The organism is Microbacterium ulmi, from assembly GCF_011759705.1.
GTDB lineage: Bacteria > Actinomycetota > Actinomycetes > Actinomycetales > Microbacteriaceae > Microbacterium > Microbacterium ulmi.
In genome coordinates this window covers 567052-581666 of sequence record NZ_JAAOZF010000002.1, presented here as the reverse complement: position 1 = coordinate 581666, position 14615 = coordinate 567052, and the positions used below count along the sequence as shown (strand labels likewise).

Genomic DNA, 14615 nt, shown 5'->3' with positions numbered 1-14615 from the left:
GCGGTCGCCAACGGATGCCCCCGCCAGCCGCTCGATCGGGGTCTGAGCGCGCGAGCATGCCTGCATGGCAGACAAAGACGTGCTCGGGCGCGCGGGCGAGGACCGCGCCGTCCGATATCTGGAGTCCCTGGGCTACGAGATCCTCGACCGCAACTGGCGCGCGCGTGACGGCGAGCTCGACGTCGTCGCGGCCTCGCACGGTGAGCTCGTCGTCGTCGAGGTCAAGACCCGCCGCACCGACGGATTCGGGCATCCGTTCGAGGCGATCGACAGCCGCAAGCTCCGGCGCCTGTGGCGTCTCGCGATCGCCTGGATCGCAGCGCACCCGCAGCAGGTGCAGGGCCGGCGGCTGCGGATCGACGCGATCGGCCTGATCGGCGCCGACCCCGCGTCCGCCCCGATCGAGCACCTCGAGGACCTCGCGTGACGGTCGCGCGGACGTGGTCGGTCGCTCTCGCGGGCATCGAGGGGCGACTCGTCGAGGTCGAGGCCGACCTGTCGAACCAGCAGCCCGACTTCAAGATCATCGGCCTGCCCGACAAGGCGCTCGGCGAGGCGGCCCAGAGAGTCCGCAACGCGTGCTCCAACAGCGGGCTCCCCTTCCCTCGTCGCCGCGTCACCGTCAACCTGTCGCCGGCGAGCCTGCCGAAGCACGGCTCCGCCTTCGACGTCGCCATCGCGATCGCGACCCTCGCGACCGAGCTGCCGATGGACGCAGCCTCGGTCGCGTCGACCGTCCATCTCGGCGAGCTCGGACTCGACGGGCGCTTGCGCCCTGTCCCGGGAGTGCTCCCGGCCGTCGTGGCGGCGGCGCGGGCGGGCATGCGCACCGTGGTCGTCCCCCACGCGAACCGGGCGGAGGCGGAGCTCGTGGCGGGTGTGGAGGTGCGCGGAGCGGTGAGCCTCGCGGATGTCGTGCGGGGCCACGGCGCCGACGTCGATGCGCCCGACCTCGATCCGGTCGCCGAGCGGGACGCCGCGGCTGCGCCCATCGAACGGCTCGATCTCGCCGAGGTCATCGGGCAGCGCGAAGCCGTCGACGCGCTCGTCGTCGCGGCGGCCGGCGGTCATCACCTCCTGATGTGCGGGCCGCCGGGCGCGGGCAAGACGATGCTGGCCCGACGGCTCCCCGGCATCCTTCCCGACCTCGACGACGGTGCCGCCCTGTCCGTCGCATCGATCCGCTCGCTGTCGGGAGAGCCCGTCGCGACGCTGTCCCGCACGCCGCCGTTCGAAGCCCCTCACCACTCGGCCAGCATCGCGGCGCTCGTCGGAGGCGGGTCGCGCATCCTGCGCCCCGGCGCGATCGCCCGGGCGACCGAGGGCGTCTTGTTCCTGGACGAGGCAGGTGAGTTCTTCGGCTCGGCGCTCGACGCTCTGCGTCAGCCGCTCGAGACGGGATCGATCACGATCCACCGCGCAGGGGCCACGGCGGAGTTCCCCGCGCGATTCCAGCTCGTCCTCGCCACGAATCCGTGTCCGTGCGGCGATTATGCCGTCGCCGGCGGGACGTGCGTGTGCCCGCCCGCGGCGATCCGTCGATATCTCGGCAAGCTCTCGGGCCCTCTGCTCGACCGCATCGACATCGAGCTCTCGCTCGCGCGCGTGTCGGTCGCGCAGCACACCGCCTCAGCGGCGCCGGGACTGACGTCGGCGGAGGCGAAGGTCCGCGTCGCCGAGGCGCGCGAGCGCGCGGCCCTGCGTCTGTGCGGCACCCCCTGGACGACCAACGCCGCCGTCTCGGGCACATGGCTGCGTCAAGGACCCCTCGCACCGACCCCCGCCGTGCGGCGACCGCTGGATGCGGCGCTGCATCGGGGAGCGCTGACGCTTCGCGGATACGACAGGGTGCTCCGCATCGCCTGGTCGCTCGCCGATCTGGAGGGCGCGCCGCAGCTCGCGGTCGGCCACATCGGCCGCGCGCTCTACCTCAAGAAGGGGATCACGGCATGACCGCGCTCGACCTGACCTCTGCCGCGGCGCGCGTCGCGCTCTCACGGATCGCCGATGTCGCCCGGCTCGACGACGGCGCCGTCGTCGAGCGCTATGCGGGCGTGGTGTGGAACAGCCTGACCGAGCCGGGCGACGGCGTCGCGGGGCGCCTGCTCGCCGACCTCGGCGCCGTCGAAGCGCTCGAGCGCCTTGCCGCCGGCCGCCTCGCGCCGACCGAGAGCGTCGGCCCGAAGGAGCTCGACGACGGCAGGCGACGATGGATGCCGCGGCTCGTCCCCGGCGCGCTCGCCCACGCTCTCGAGATCGCCGCCGTCATGGGTGTGCAGCACATCGCGCCCGGCGACCCGGCGTGGCCGGCGCAGCTCGCCGACCTCGGTGACAACGCCCCGCTCGCGCTCTGGGTGCGCGGCGACCCTTCGACGCTCGCCTCCTTGACGCCGTCGGCGGCGATCGTCGGCGCGCGGGCCGCGACCTCGTACGGCGACCATGTGGCGATGGAGCTCGCGGCCGACCTCGCGGGCAGCGGCATCCCGGTCGTCTCGGGCGCCGCATACGGCATCGACGGCGCGGCGCACCGGGCGGCCCTCGCTGTGGGCGGCGTGACGGTCGCGCTGCTGGCGGGAGGAGTCGACCGGCCCTACCCCTCCGGGCACAGAGACCTCATCTCCCGCATCGCGGGCGCGGGCGCGGTCGTGAGCGAAGTGCCGTGCGGATCGACGCCGACCAAGTGGAGGTTCCTGGCGCGCAATCGGCTGATCGCTGCGCTGACCGATGCGACGATCGTCGTCGAGGCGGGCTGGCGAAGCGGCTCACTCAACACGGCGGGTCACGCCGCCGCCCTCGGCCGTGCCGTCGGCGCCGTGCCCGGCCCCGTCACGAGCGGGGCGTCGGCGGGGTGCCACCGGCTTCTTCGCGAGTTCGGCGCCGAGTGCGTGACATCGGCCTCCGACGTGCGCGAGCTCCTCTCCCTCGGGAACGCTCCCGAGACGGCGAGGGGCGGCGACGACCGCCCGGCGACCGACGACCGCGCACGCGTCCGCGACGCCCTCAGCTCGAGAGGGTGGCGCGACGTCGACGACGTCGCTCGTCGCAGCGGGATGTCGCCGCAGGACGTCGAGGCGCACCTCGGGATCATGCTCCTCGAAGCGGAGGTCGTCCGCGACGGAGGCGCCTGGCGACGCGTGGGCGGCGCGGCGTGAGTCGCGGATGGAGTCGGCAGGCGGCCCTCGGAGCGCCACCGACACATGCGGGCTGCCGCGCGGCATGCTGGGAGACATGCGGATGCGGGAGGCGGCGGAGCGCTATGCGGCGCACGTGCGCGACGTGCGCCGGCTCTCGCCCGCGACAGTCCGCGCCTATCGTTCCGACCTCGCGGACCTCGACGCCTCCGTCGGTCCCGTCGAGCTCGCCGACATCGATCTGGAGCACCTGCGGCAGTGGCTGTGGACCGCGACGCAGCGGGGAGACGCCCGTGCGACGATCTCGCGTCGCACCGCAGCGGCACGCGGATTCTTCGCGTGGGCGGTCGACGCGGGCCTGCTCGAACTCGATCCGAGCGTCCGGCTCGTCGCCCCCAAGCGCGGGCGGACGCTTCCCAAGGTCGCGGCCGCCGACGCGCTCGCTGCGCTGCTCGACGGGCTGAGCGCGGCCGATGACGACGGCGATCCCGTCGCGCTGCGCGACCGAGCTGTCCTCGAACTCCTGTACGGATCGGGCGTGCGCGTGTCGGAGCTCTGCGGGCTCGATCTGCCCGACCTCGATCCGGACCGCCGCACGGCCCGCGTGCTGGGCAAGGGATCGAAGGAGCGCGTCGTCCCTTACGGGCTTCCCGCGGCACGCGCCATCGACGCGTATCTCGTTCGTGCGCGCCCCGCGCTGCGCGATCGCGCGACGGGAGGAACCGGCGGAGCGGCGGACGCAGACTCGCTCGCCGTCTTCCTCGGAGCGCGGGGGAGGCGTCTGGGTGCCCGCGCCGTCTACGACGTCGTCGCCCGCGTGGTCGGTCCCCTCGTCGGCTCGGCCGTGGGACCGCACGCCCTCCGGCACTCGGCCGCGACGCACCTCCTCGACAGGGAGGCAGACCTGCGATCGGTGCAGGAGCTGCTCGGGCACGCGAGCCTCGGCACGACCCAGATCTACACGCACGTCTCGAGCGAGAGGCTCGCCGCGAGCTATCGGCTCGCGCATCCTCGGGCCTGAGGCCGCTGGGTCCGGTCACCGGTGCTCTCGATGGCCGGGACCGCCCGCATCGCAGCTTCTTCGCCAATTACATGACATGTCACGTACGACGGGAGGCGAGCGCCGCGGGCGGTCAGGACTCGTGACGTGCACGGCGAGGGAGACGCAGATGGCTCATGCAATCGTGCTGACGGAGTTCGGCGGGCCGGACGTGCTGCGGTGGCAGGAGGTCGCAGAGCCCCAACCGGCGCGAGGGCGGATCCTCATCCGCGTGCGCGCCGCAGGCGTCGGTCCGACTGACCTGCACATCCGCCGCGGCGATCTCGTGGGGGTCTTCCCGCAGGGTCCTGGATCCGTGCTGGGCTTCGAGGCGTCCGGCATCGTCGTCGCCCTGGGGGAGGGTGTCTCGGGAGTCTCGATCGGCGACGAGGTCGCAGCGCTCCTGCCCGACCAGGGCGGGTATGCCGAGCTCGCCGTCGTGTCGACGTGGGTCGCGAAGCCGCCCTCCGTCTCGTGGAGCGACGCGGCAGCGTTGCCGGCATCGGCCGAGGTCGCGGTGGGCCTGCTGCGCGAGGTGCGCGCCGCAGCGGGCGAGACCCTTGTCGTGCTCGGCGCCGCCGGCTCGGTGGGACAGATCCTCGTCCAGCTCGCCGCAGCTCAGGGTCTCAGAGTGATCGGCCTCGCCGGCGAGCGCGACGGCGCCCTCGTGCGAAGCCTCGGCGGCGAGCCGGTCGCGTACGGCCAGGGGGCGTTCGAGCGGGTCGCCGCCGTGGCCGACTCGGTGGATGCCGTCATCGACGCCGCGGGGCGCGGCGGCATCCGCGAAGCCATCGACGCCACGGGAGACGCGACGCGCGTCATCACCCTGGTCGATCCCACGGCCCTCGCGCTGGGCGCCCGGTTCACCGAGCCCGGACCCCAGCGCGCCCCGGACGCCCTCGACATCACGATGCCGATGCTCGCCTCCGGTGCACTGCGGCTGAAGGCACGGCGGGACATGCCCCTCTCCGATGCGGCCGAGGCGCATCGAGCGCTCGAGTCAGGGAGCGTCCGCGAGAAGGTGATCCTCCTGGCCTCATGAGGGACCGACGCGGCGATCCTCCGGCTGCTCGGCGGGCGGAGGCGGGATCGATCCCTCGTCGCACAGGGTCCGGTAGATCGACTCGAGCGTCGAGCCGAACCGATCCAGCTCTTCGCCGGTCGCGATCCCGGCGAAGAAGACCCTCTGAACGAGAGCGAAGTGCAGCGGGGTCGCAGCGCGGAGGAGCGTGACGCCTTCCTCGAGGAGCGTCACCTCGGTCACCCGGCGGTCGATCTCGGACCTGCGCCGCTCGACGAGGCCGCGCCTGGCCATGCGGTCGACCTGGTGCGACGCGCGGCTCCGCTCCCACCCGACGTGCTGCGCGAGCTGCGAGACGGCCATCGTCCTGTCGTCCCGGGAGTAGAGGGCCGCGAGCACGTCGTAGTCCGCGAGCGTGATGCCGCTGTCGGCCTGCAGCTGTCGCCCCATCTCGTACGAGAGCCGAAGGCGCACGCGCATGTACGTCAGCCACACCCGCAGCTGTTCGGAGCTGAGCCGGCCGGGGATCGACGACCTGTGCGCATCGTCATGAGTGGACATCGAGACGATTCTGTCAGCCGCACGCAAGGACCGCCTCGGGTCAGCAGCACGGCAGCAGGACGGCCCGCGGCACGCCACCGAGCAGCAGCAGCGGATTGACGTACTCACCGTCGAGCCGGACGCCGAAGTGCACGTCGCCGGGCGCCGCGTGGCCCCCGGCGGCGATCGTCCCCACGGTCTGGCCACGACGCACGATCGCTCCCGGCTCGAGCGCGGAGTCGACGGGCTCGAGAGTGGTCACGAGGCCGTCGCCGTGGTCGATCGTCAGGATGCCCCGACCGGCGACCCTCCCCGAGAAGGCGATGATCCCGTCGGCAGGTGCCAGCAGGTCCGCGGCCGCCTCCGTCGGAGCGAGGTCGATGCCGCGATGGCCCGCGGCGTACCGATGGGCCGGCTGCTCGTAGGGCGCCGTGAGCCGGAACCGCTCGAGGGGCCACACCCACCCTCGCTGCGCGAGATCCGCGGCATCCGACGCCGTGCGCTCGTCCTGGCGGCCTGTCGCCTGCGCGGGGGACGCGCCGATCAGGATGCACGCGACGAGCATCGCGGTGAACCGCACACCCGCATTCCGACGCATCCGTCCATGCTCCACGTCCGCGGGTGCGACCGCCGCGCGGCGGCGGAGGAGCGGGGATCGATGCCCGGGCACGCCGGATGGGGAGGAGCGGCGCCTGATACACTGGGAGGGCACTCCGCTCGTCGGGGTGACTCCGCGTGCCCAGAGCGCGGCGGCGATCCACGGATCCCGCAGCGCGGCATCCCACTCCCAACGGTCCTCAGAAGCTGAGGCGGGTGTGTGCCGGGCACCAGGCTCGCCGACCAGACAGGTCAGGCGCGAACAAACCGAAAGCGGCGCCCAGGCGCCAGAACAGGAGAACGGCCATGGCCGTCGTCACCATTCGCCAGCTGCTCGACAGCGGCGTCCACTTCGGACACCAGACCCGCCGGTGGAACCCGAAGGTCAAGCGCTTCATCCTCACGGAGCGCAGCGGCATCCACATCATCGACCTCCAGCAGTCGCTGACGTACATCGACAAGGCGTACGAGTTCGTGAAGGAGACCGTCGCGCACGGCGGCACGATCCTCTTCGTCGGCACGAAGAAGCAGGCGCAGGAGATCATCGCCGAGCAGGCGACCCGCGTCGGCCAGCCCTACGTCAACCAGCGCTGGCTCGGCGGCCTCCTCACCAACTTCTCGACGGTGTCCAAGCGCCTCGCCCGCATGAAGGAGCTCGAGGAGCTCAACTTCGACGACCCCGCGGCGAGCGGCTTCACCAAGAAGGAGCTCCTCCTCAAGCAGCGTGAGCTCGACAAGCTCCACAAGTCGCTGGGCGGCATCCGGAACCTCCAGAAGACGCCGTCGGCGATCTGGGTCGTCGACGCCAAGCGCGAGCACCTCGCGATCAACGAGGCCTCGAAGCTCGGCATCCCGGTGATCGGCATCCTCGACACGAACGCCGACCCCGACGAGTTCCAGTACCCGATCCCCGGCAACGACGACGCGATCCGCTCCGTGAGCCTGCTCACGCGCATCATCGCCGACGCCGCAGCCGAGGGCCTCATCCAGCGCCACAACCCCACCGACGAGGCCGCCGAGGCAGAGCCCCTCGCCGACTGGGAGCGAGAGCTCCTCGAGCAGGGTGCGCCGGTCGTGACCGACGTCGCCGAGGTCGAGACGATCGCGACCGAGTCCGCCGCCGACGCCGAGGGCGCCGCTGCGGCCGAGGTCGTCGAAGAGGCTGCCGCGGTCGACGCCGCCGAGTAGTCCCACCCGGACATCAACTACCGCTCCGGCGGGACCACGGCAGCCGTGGTCCCGCCGGAGCATCCACGAGAACTCACCACGAGCCACAAGCAAGGAGCCGCCACCCATGGCAAACTTCACGATCGCCGACATCAAGGCGCTGCGCGAGCAGCTCGGCACCGGCATGGTCGACACCAAGAAGGCTCTCGAGGAGGCCGACGGCGACCTCGAGAAGGCCGTCGAGATCCTGCGCCTGAAGGGCGCGAAGGGCAACGCCAAGCGCGCCGACCGCTCGACGAGCGAAGGCCTTGTCACGGCCAAGGAGCACGAGGGTCGGGTCACGATCCTCGAGCTGAACACCGAGACCGACTTCGTCGCGAAGAACGAGCGCTTCATCGCCCTCGCCGACAAGGTGCTGGATGCCGCGTCCGCCGTCTCCGCCGATTCGGCCGAGGCCGCGCTGGTCGCCCCCGCGGGCGCCCAGACGGTCGCCGAGCTCATCTCGGACGAGGCCGCCATCATCGGTGAGAAGGTCGAGCTGCGCCGCGTCAGCACGCTCTCGGGCGACAACTTCGAGATCTACCTGCACAAGACGAGCAAGGACCTGCCCCCGCAGGTCGGCGTGGTCCTCGCCTACTCGGGCGACGACGCCGAGACGGCGCGCAGCATCGCGCAGCACATCTCCTTCGCCAACCCGACGTACCTCTCTCGCGACGAGGTCCCGGCCGACGAGGTCGACAAGGAGCGCGAGATCGTCACGGAGATCTCGCGCAACGAGGGCAAGCCCGAGGCGGCGCTTCCGAAGATCGTCGAAGGCCGCGTCAACGCGTTCTTCAAGCAGGTCGCCCTCCTCGACCAGGACTACGCGAAGGACAACAAGCTGTCCGTCGCGCAGGTCGCGAAGGACGCCGGTCTCACGCTGACGGGCTTCGCCCGCTTCAAGGTCGGCGCGTAGCATTCCGGGAAGGCCCGCATCGGATTCGGTGCGGGCCTTCCTCATGCCTCGGCACGCAGCCCCGCGCCTGTGCCCCGACGACGTTCGATAGTCTGCAACCGCGACGAGAGGATCACCGTGATCGATGAAGCCACCGGACGCCGCCGCGTCCTCCTGAAGCTCTCCGGCGAGGCCTTCGGGGGTGGTCAGCTCGGCGTCAACCCCGACATCGTGAGCCAGATCGCCCAGGAGATCGCCGAGGCCGTCGACCGCGTCGAGATCGCGATCGTCGTCGGCGGGGGCAACTTCTTCCGCGGCGCCGAGCTCAGCCAGCGCGGCATGGACCGCGGCCGCGCGGACTATATGGGCATGCTCGGCACCGTCATGAACGCTCTCGCGCTGCAGGACTTCCTCGAGCAAGCGGGAGCAGCGACCCGCGTCCAGTCCGCGATCGCGATGACCCAGGTCGCAGAGCCGTACATCCCGCGTCGCGCGGAGCGTCACATGGAGAAGGGACGCGTCGTCATCTTCGGCGCCGGCGCGGGCCTGCCGTACTTCTCGACCGACACGGTGGCTGCGCAGCGCGCGCTCGAGATCGGCGCCGTCGAGGTGCTGGTCGCGAAGAACGGCGTCGACGGCGTGTACACAGCCGATCCCAAGAAGGATGCCTCGGCCACCCGCATCGACCGCATCACGTATCTCGATGCGCTCCAGCGCGGCCTGAAGGTCGTCGACTCGACCGCCTTCAGCCTCTGCATGGACAACGGCATGGGCATGCGCGTGTTCGGCATGGAGCCCGCGGGCAACGTGACGCGCGCGCTGCTCGGCGAGTCGATCGGCACGCTCGTCACCGTCTGAACGCCTCCCGGTCCGTGGAGCCGAGCCGACTAGACTGAGAGGCCGGATCAACCGAATGGAGTCATAGTGATCGCCGACGTCTTGGCCGAGGCCGGATCCCGCATGGACCGGGCCGTGGAGGCCGCGAAGGACGACTTCGCCACGGTGCGGACGGGTCGCGCGAACCCGCAGCTGTTCCAGAAGATCCTCGTCGACTACTACGGCTCGCCCACGCCGCTCGCCCAGCTCGCGTCGATCAACAGCCCCGAGGCGCGCAGCCTCGTCATCACGCCCTACGACAAGTCGGCGCTGAGGGCCATCGAGCAGGCGATCCGCGACATGCCCAACCTCGGCGTCAACCCCACGAACGACGGCAACCTCATCCGCGTCACGATGCCCGAGCTCACGCAGGAGCGCCGCAAGGAGTACGTCAAGCTCGTGCGCTCCAAGGGCGAAGACCACAAGGTGCATCTGCGCGGCATCCGTCGCAAGGCGAAGGACGACCTGGATGCCCTGACCGGCGAGATCAGCGACGACGAGATCGCGCGCGGCGAGAAGGAGCTGGACGGACTCACGCGCGCGCACGTCGACGAGATCGACGACGCGCTCAAGCGCAAAGAGGCCGAGCTCCTCGAGGTCTGAGGCCCGCATATGAGCGACGCATCCGGAGGAGCGCCCGGCGGCGAGTCCCGGGGCGAACCCGAGGCGCCGTTCTCCCGAAGCCGTGCCGCGGACGCCGCGAAGCCGGCGGGCGAGCAGACACCCGACTTCCAGGCGCACGTGCGCGCCGCGCGGTCCGAGTTCGAGAGTCAGGTCGCGCACGCGCGGGCGGAGTTCGAGGAGGCGAACGAGCGGATCAAGCAGCGGACGGGTCGCGATCTCATCGGGGCGATCCTGATCGGCCTCGCGATCGGCCTCGCCCTGATCGCCTCGCTCATCTTCCTCAAGCAGGTGTTCATCCTGTTCGCGCTCGCGGCGAGCACGCTCGGCATCTTCGAGCTGCATCGCGCTCTGACGGGCGCAGGGCGCCGCGTCGACATCGTGCCGCAGCTCGCCGCCGGAACGGTCCTCGTGATCGCGGGCTACTTCGCCGACCCGTGGCTGCACTGGGTGACGGTGTTCGCGGCCGTCGCCTTCGTCGTCGTGTGGCGCATGATCGCGCAGATGGCCGCTCGCGACGGACGCACGTACGGGCTCGTGCTCGGAGACGTCCTGATCGCGGCGTTCGTCCAGCTGTACGTGCCGTTCCTCACGAGCCTGTGCGTCGCCCTGCTGAGCCAGGACCACGGCGAATGGTGGGTGCTCGCGTTCATCATCGTCGTCGTCGCGTCGGACACCGGCGCGTACGCGGCGGGGCTCTCCTTCGGGAAGCACCCCATGGCGCCGCGCATCAGCCCCAAGAAGACGTGGGAGGGCTTCGCGGGAGCGGCCGCCGCGGCCCTCGTCGCGGGCGTCCTGCTCGCGATCTTCATGCTCCATCTGCCTGCGTGGACGGGGGTCGTGATCGGTGCGCTCATCCTTCTCACCGCGACGCTCGGCGACCTCGGCGAGTCGATGGTCAAGCGCGACATCGGCATCAAGGACATGAGCTCGTGGCTGCCCGGCCACGGCGGAGTCCTCGACAGGCTCGACTCGATCCTCCCGTCCGCAGCGGCCGCGCTGGCGCTGTACTACCTCCTGAACCCATTGGCTGCCTCATGACGACAGAGACCCCCACCTCCGCCTTCCCCCTCACGACGGGCCGCACGAAGGGCTATGACCGCAGCGCCGTCGACGCGTTCCTCGACGACGCGCGCACCGCGTTCGAGCAGGGGACGGGGATGGCGTCGGCCGATGTGCGCAGCGCCTCCTTCCGTCTCGTCCGCCACGGCTATGCGATCGCGGCCGTCGACACGGCGCTCGCCCGCATCGAGGACGCCTTCGCCTCCCGCGAGCGTCAGGCGGTCGTCGTCCGCGGCGGAGTGCGCGAGTGGGTGGGGCAGACGCGCGAGACGGCGCAGACCGTCCTCGACCGGCTGACGCGCCCGCGCGGCAAGAGGTTCGACAGGGTCAGCGTCCTGCGCTACGGGTATCGCATCGACGAGGTCGACCTCGTGGCCGACAAGCTCGCGCGCTACCTCGAGACGGGGGAGTCCGTGACCGTCGAGCAGGTGCGCGCCGTCGCCCTGCGGATGCAGCGCGGCGGCTACCGCGAGACGCAGGTCGACGCCGTGCTCGACGCCGTCGTGGAGGTCATGCTCGCCGTGGCCTGATGCCCGCGGGCGGGTGAGAGAACGCTCATCCCGAGACGCTCAAATGGCACGCTCAGGGACGGGCCGCTAGACTCTGGACACTGTGACCTCCGGCAACGAGATGATTCCCGCTGCATCCCGACGGATGCGTCGTCACGAGGCAGAGACCGTGACGGCTCCCGCAGCCGCCCCCTCGGCGCCTCGTGCGACTCCTCCCGCGACCGCGCGCTGGTCGCGGCGTCGCGGGGTCGTCGGCGTGTTCGCGGCGTTCTGCGCGATCGGGTTCGTGGCCGCCTATGTCGGCCCGACGGGGGCCGCGCTGGCGGAGGCGAACGACGACGACGCGGCCGCTGCCGTCTCGATCTACAAGTCGTCGATCGACGAGGCCCAGACCCTCGTCACCTCGGAGGACGCGCAGCCCCAGGAGGCCGCATCGCTCGATCGCGGCGGGTACACGGTGTACGTCGCCCCGAAGGAGACGCCCAAGCCTGCGCCGAAGTCGGCATCCTCCTCGTCGTCGGGCACGCGCTGGACGCCGCCCTTCGTGTCTCCCGATCCGGGATCCGCGCAGGCGATCGCGTACGACATGGTGAAGGCTCGGGGCTGGGGCGACGACGAGTTCGCCTGCCTCGTCGCGCTGTGGAACAAGGAGTCCGGCTGGCGCGTCAACGCGTACAACCGCGGCAGCGGTGCCTACGGCATCCCCCAGGCGCTCCCCGGAAGCAAGATGGGCTCGGCCGGCGCCGACTGGGAGACCAATCCCGCCACGCAGATCGCGTGGGGCCTCGGCTACATCGGCGGCCGCTACGGCACGCCGTGCGGTGCGTGGGGTCATTCGCAGTCCACCGGGTGGTACTGACACTCATGCCGCGGTCGAACCGTGGCCGCCCCTCGTCGGCGGGCGACGAGTCGTTCGAGCGGTTCCTCGCAGGCTGGAAGCGCACCGAGTCGCGACGCGGCGCAGAGTGGACCGTGCAGCCGGTCTCGGCGGCGAAGGCGCTGAAGACCTATCGCTGCCCCGGCTGCGGCCGCGACATCCCGTCCGGTGTCGCCCACGTCGTGGTGTGGCGAGCCGACGGCGTGCTCGGCGACAGCGCCGATCTGGCCGCGCGGCGGCATTGGCATTCGCACTGCTGGAGGATGGCGTGATGAGCGCACGCGGGAGGATCGACTGACGTGGAGATTCGCGGACCACTGCTGCTGCCTGCGCGGCGCGAGGACATCGAGCTGGCGACGCTCGACGGGCTGACGCTCGTCGGCGAGCTCGCGCTCCCGCGCGATCGCGAGCCCGTGGCGACGCTCGTGACGCTGCACCCGCTGCCCACGGCGGGCGGCTTCATGGACTCCCACGTGTTCCGCAAGGCCGCCGGGCGCTTGCCTGCCCTCGCCGACCTTGCCGTCGTGCGCTTCAACACGCGCGGGACGACGTCGCCGCGAGGAACGAGCGAAGGCGCGTTCGACGGCGGCGAGTCCGAGGCGTTCGACGTCGCGGCGGCGATGGACTTCGTGCGAGAACGGGGCCTGCCTCGCCCGTGGCTCGTGGGCTGGTCGTTCGGCACGGAGCTCGCGCTGAAGTACGGGCGCGACCACGACATCGAGGGCGTCATCCTGCTGTCGCCGCCCCTGCACCGGGCGACGGAGGAAGAGATCGCCGCATGGGCCGACGATGATCGACCTGTCGTCGTGATCGTCCCCGAGCTCGACGACTACCTGCGCCCCGCCGAGGCGACGGAGCGGTTCGCCGCGATCCCGCACGCCGTGGTCATCCCCGTCGAGGGCGGCAAGCACCTGTGGGTCGGGGAGAACCAGACGCGCCGCGTGCTGACCGAGATCGTCGCGGCGGTCAACCCCGACGCGCTGCCGTTGCCGACGGAGTGGGACGAGGCCGGAGTCGAGGCATCCGCCTAGAGCGCCGTCAGCGCTCGTTCATCCTGGGGATGACGACCTGCCGGTAGATGATCAGGATGCTGGCGGCCACAGGGATCGCGATGAGCGCGCCGAGCAGCCCCAGAAGCGATCCGCCGGCGAGCGCCGCGATCACGACCACGGCCCCGGGAACCGAGACGGCGCGGTTCATGATGCGCGGCGAGACCACGTACGCCTCGATCTGCATGTAGATCAGGTAGTAGATCGCGGCGGTGATGCCCGTCGGGACCGAGCCGAGTCCGGGGATGAAGCAGATCAGCACGATGATCGTCGAGCCCGTCAGCGTGCCGACCAGCGGGATCAGCGAGAAGAAGAACGCGATGACGGCGAGCACGGCGGGGAACGGCGCCTGGATGATCGTGAGGAAGACGGCGCTCAGGACTCCATTGATGACGCCGAGCGAGACCTGGCCCATGACGTAGTAGCCGACCGAGTCCGTGATCTGCTCCGCGAGGTCGATGAAGCGCGGGCGCTTCGACGCGGGGACGAGCTGGTAGACGGCCCGCTTGAGCGACGGCGTCGACGCCGTGAAGTAGATCGTGAGGATGAGGACGATGAAGGCGCCCGTGAGGCCGGCCACGATCTGGGCGCCCGCGGCGATGAGGCCCCCGCCGATGGAGCCGACGTCGAGCGACGCGACCCAGTCCTGGATGTACTGCCACACCTGCTCGACATTCAGGTTCGGGAACCGCTCCTGGATCCACCCCCGGATGTCCTGGACGATGTCCTCCCATTGGCCCTGCCGCACGATCTTCTCGATCTGCGTCACGAGCTGCGAGATCTGGGCGATGATCACGGGGAGCACGATGAGGATGATCCCCGCGAAGATCGCCAGGACGCCCAGGATCGTGATGAGCACGGACAGCCAGCGCTTCAGTCCGCGCCGCTCGAGCCACGCGACGATGGGATCGAGGCCGAGCGACAGGAACAGCGCCGTGCCGACGTAGAGCAGGATCGTGGACAGCGTCTGCAGGCTGTTGATGAGCAGGAGGCCGAGCCCCACACCGAGGGTCGCGACGAAGGCGACGCGGAAGGGGTTGTGGAACTTCACGGTGTCTCCTCGGACTGCGTTCGACGTCGATTGCTGTCACGTCAGGATACGCACAGGCCTCGTTCAGACGCGGGATTGGCCCCTCTCTGGGGATCTTCAGGTGTGTGTCGCTAGTCTGAAATGTCGATTCAGCGGTCGCGC

The 14615-nt window shown here is 70.9% G+C and carries 17 protein-coding genes; 14 read left to right on the top strand and 3 right to left on the bottom strand.

Translation table 11 applies throughout. The features are described from left to right. Window positions 1–64: 64 nt before the first annotated feature. The 5 genes from FHS08_RS15400 (at window position 65) to FHS08_RS15380 (ending at window position 5212) form a co-directional block, all read left to right on the top strand. Window positions 65–427 carry a YraN family protein gene (locus FHS08_RS15400; protein WP_167041135.1) on the top strand — a complete coding sequence of 121 codons (363 nt, stop codon included), beginning with the start codon at window positions 65–67 and terminating at the stop codon, window positions 425–427. Continuing rightward, window positions 424–1953, top strand: a complete 1530-nt coding sequence (locus FHS08_RS15395; protein ID WP_167041132.1) for a YifB family Mg chelatase-like AAA ATPase — start codon at window positions 424–426, stop codon at window positions 1951–1953. The genes FHS08_RS15400 and FHS08_RS15395 overlap by 4 nt, the downstream gene beginning before the upstream one ends. Next, window positions 1950–3152: a DNA-processing protein DprA gene (dprA, locus tag FHS08_RS15390; RefSeq protein WP_167041129.1), complete on the top strand. Its 1203-nt coding sequence runs from the start codon at window positions 1950–1952 to the stop codon at window positions 3150–3152. Before FHS08_RS15395 ends, dprA begins: the two co-directional genes overlap by 4 nt. A gap of 76 nt (window positions 3153–3228) precedes the next feature. Continuing rightward, a complete protein-coding gene (locus tag FHS08_RS15385) occupies window positions 3229–4152 on the top strand; it encodes a tyrosine-type recombinase/integrase (RefSeq protein WP_167041126.1) in 924 nt (307 codons plus the stop codon). Between the two features lie 148 nt (window positions 4153–4300). Next, on the top strand, window positions 4301–5212 hold the full coding sequence (locus FHS08_RS15380) for an NADP-dependent oxidoreductase (RefSeq protein WP_167041123.1): 912 nt from the start codon (window positions 4301–4303) through the stop codon (window positions 5210–5212). Here the strand turns inward: FHS08_RS15380 and FHS08_RS15375 are convergent. Both FHS08_RS15375 and FHS08_RS15370 read right to left on the bottom strand, forming a co-directional pair. Further along, the gene (locus tag FHS08_RS15375) at window positions 5207–5752 is read right to left on the bottom strand and encodes a MarR family winged helix-turn-helix transcriptional regulator (RefSeq protein WP_167041120.1); all 546 of its coding nucleotides are present in this window, start codon (window positions 5750–5752) and stop codon (window positions 5207–5209) included. The genes FHS08_RS15380 and FHS08_RS15375 overlap by 6 nt on opposite strands. 40 nt (window positions 5753–5792) lie before the next feature. After that, window positions 5793–6329 carry a M23 family metallopeptidase gene (locus FHS08_RS15370; protein WP_243847531.1) on the bottom strand — a complete coding sequence of 179 codons (537 nt, stop codon included), beginning with the start codon at window positions 6327–6329 and terminating at the stop codon, window positions 5793–5795. Window positions 6330–6634: 305 nt separating this feature from the next. Between FHS08_RS15370 and rpsB the strand changes: the two genes are divergently transcribed. From rpsB to FHS08_RS15325, 9 genes are all read left to right on the top strand, one after another. Beyond that, window positions 6635–7516, top strand: coding sequence for a 30S ribosomal protein S2 (gene rpsB / locus FHS08_RS15365; RefSeq protein WP_167041117.1), 882 nt, complete (start codon window positions 6635–6637; stop codon window positions 7514–7516). Between the two features lie 106 nt (window positions 7517–7622). Continuing rightward, window positions 7623–8450 carry a translation elongation factor Ts gene (tsf, locus tag FHS08_RS15360; RefSeq protein ID WP_167041114.1) on the top strand — a complete coding sequence of 276 codons (828 nt, stop codon included), beginning with the start codon at window positions 7623–7625 and terminating at the stop codon, window positions 8448–8450. Window positions 8451–8567: 117 nt separating this feature from the next. Then, window positions 8568–9287 (top strand): UMP kinase, encoded by a 720-nt coding sequence (pyrH, locus tag FHS08_RS15355; protein ID WP_167041111.1) that lies wholly within the window; start codon window positions 8568–8570, stop codon window positions 9285–9287. 66 nt (window positions 9288–9353) lie between these two features. Next, a complete protein-coding gene (frr, locus tag FHS08_RS15350; RefSeq protein WP_167041107.1) occupies window positions 9354–9908 on the top strand; it encodes a ribosome recycling factor in 555 nt (184 codons plus the stop codon). Between the two features lie 9 nt (window positions 9909–9917). Further along, the gene (locus FHS08_RS15345) at window positions 9918–10967 is read left to right on the top strand and encodes a phosphatidate cytidylyltransferase (RefSeq protein ID WP_167041104.1); all 1050 of its coding nucleotides are present in this window, start codon (window positions 9918–9920) and stop codon (window positions 10965–10967) included. Beyond that, on the top strand, window positions 10964–11518 hold the full coding sequence (locus FHS08_RS15340; RefSeq protein WP_167041101.1) for a DivIVA domain-containing protein: 555 nt from the start codon (window positions 10964–10966) through the stop codon (window positions 11516–11518). The genes FHS08_RS15345 and FHS08_RS15340 overlap by 4 nt, the downstream gene beginning before the upstream one ends. A gap of 82 nt (window positions 11519–11600) precedes the next feature. Next, window positions 11601–12356 (top strand): aggregation-promoting factor C-terminal-like domain-containing protein, encoded by a 756-nt coding sequence (locus tag FHS08_RS15335; RefSeq protein WP_425560307.1) that lies wholly within the window; start codon window positions 11601–11603, stop codon window positions 12354–12356. Between the two features lie 5 nt (window positions 12357–12361). After that, a complete protein-coding gene (locus tag FHS08_RS15330) occupies window positions 12362–12646 on the top strand; it encodes a hypothetical protein (protein ID WP_167041098.1) in 285 nt (94 codons plus the stop codon). Between the two features lie 27 nt (window positions 12647–12673). After that, the gene (locus tag FHS08_RS15325) at window positions 12674–13405 is read left to right on the top strand and encodes an alpha/beta fold hydrolase (RefSeq protein WP_167041095.1); all 732 of its coding nucleotides are present in this window, start codon (window positions 12674–12676) and stop codon (window positions 13403–13405) included. A gap of 7 nt (window positions 13406–13412) precedes the next feature. Here the strand turns inward: FHS08_RS15325 and FHS08_RS15320 are convergent, their stop codons facing one another. Beyond that, window positions 13413–14474 (bottom strand): AI-2E family transporter, encoded by a 1062-nt coding sequence (locus tag FHS08_RS15320; RefSeq protein WP_167041092.1) that lies wholly within the window; start codon window positions 14472–14474, stop codon window positions 13413–13415. Window positions 14475–14615: the final 141 nt, after the last annotated feature.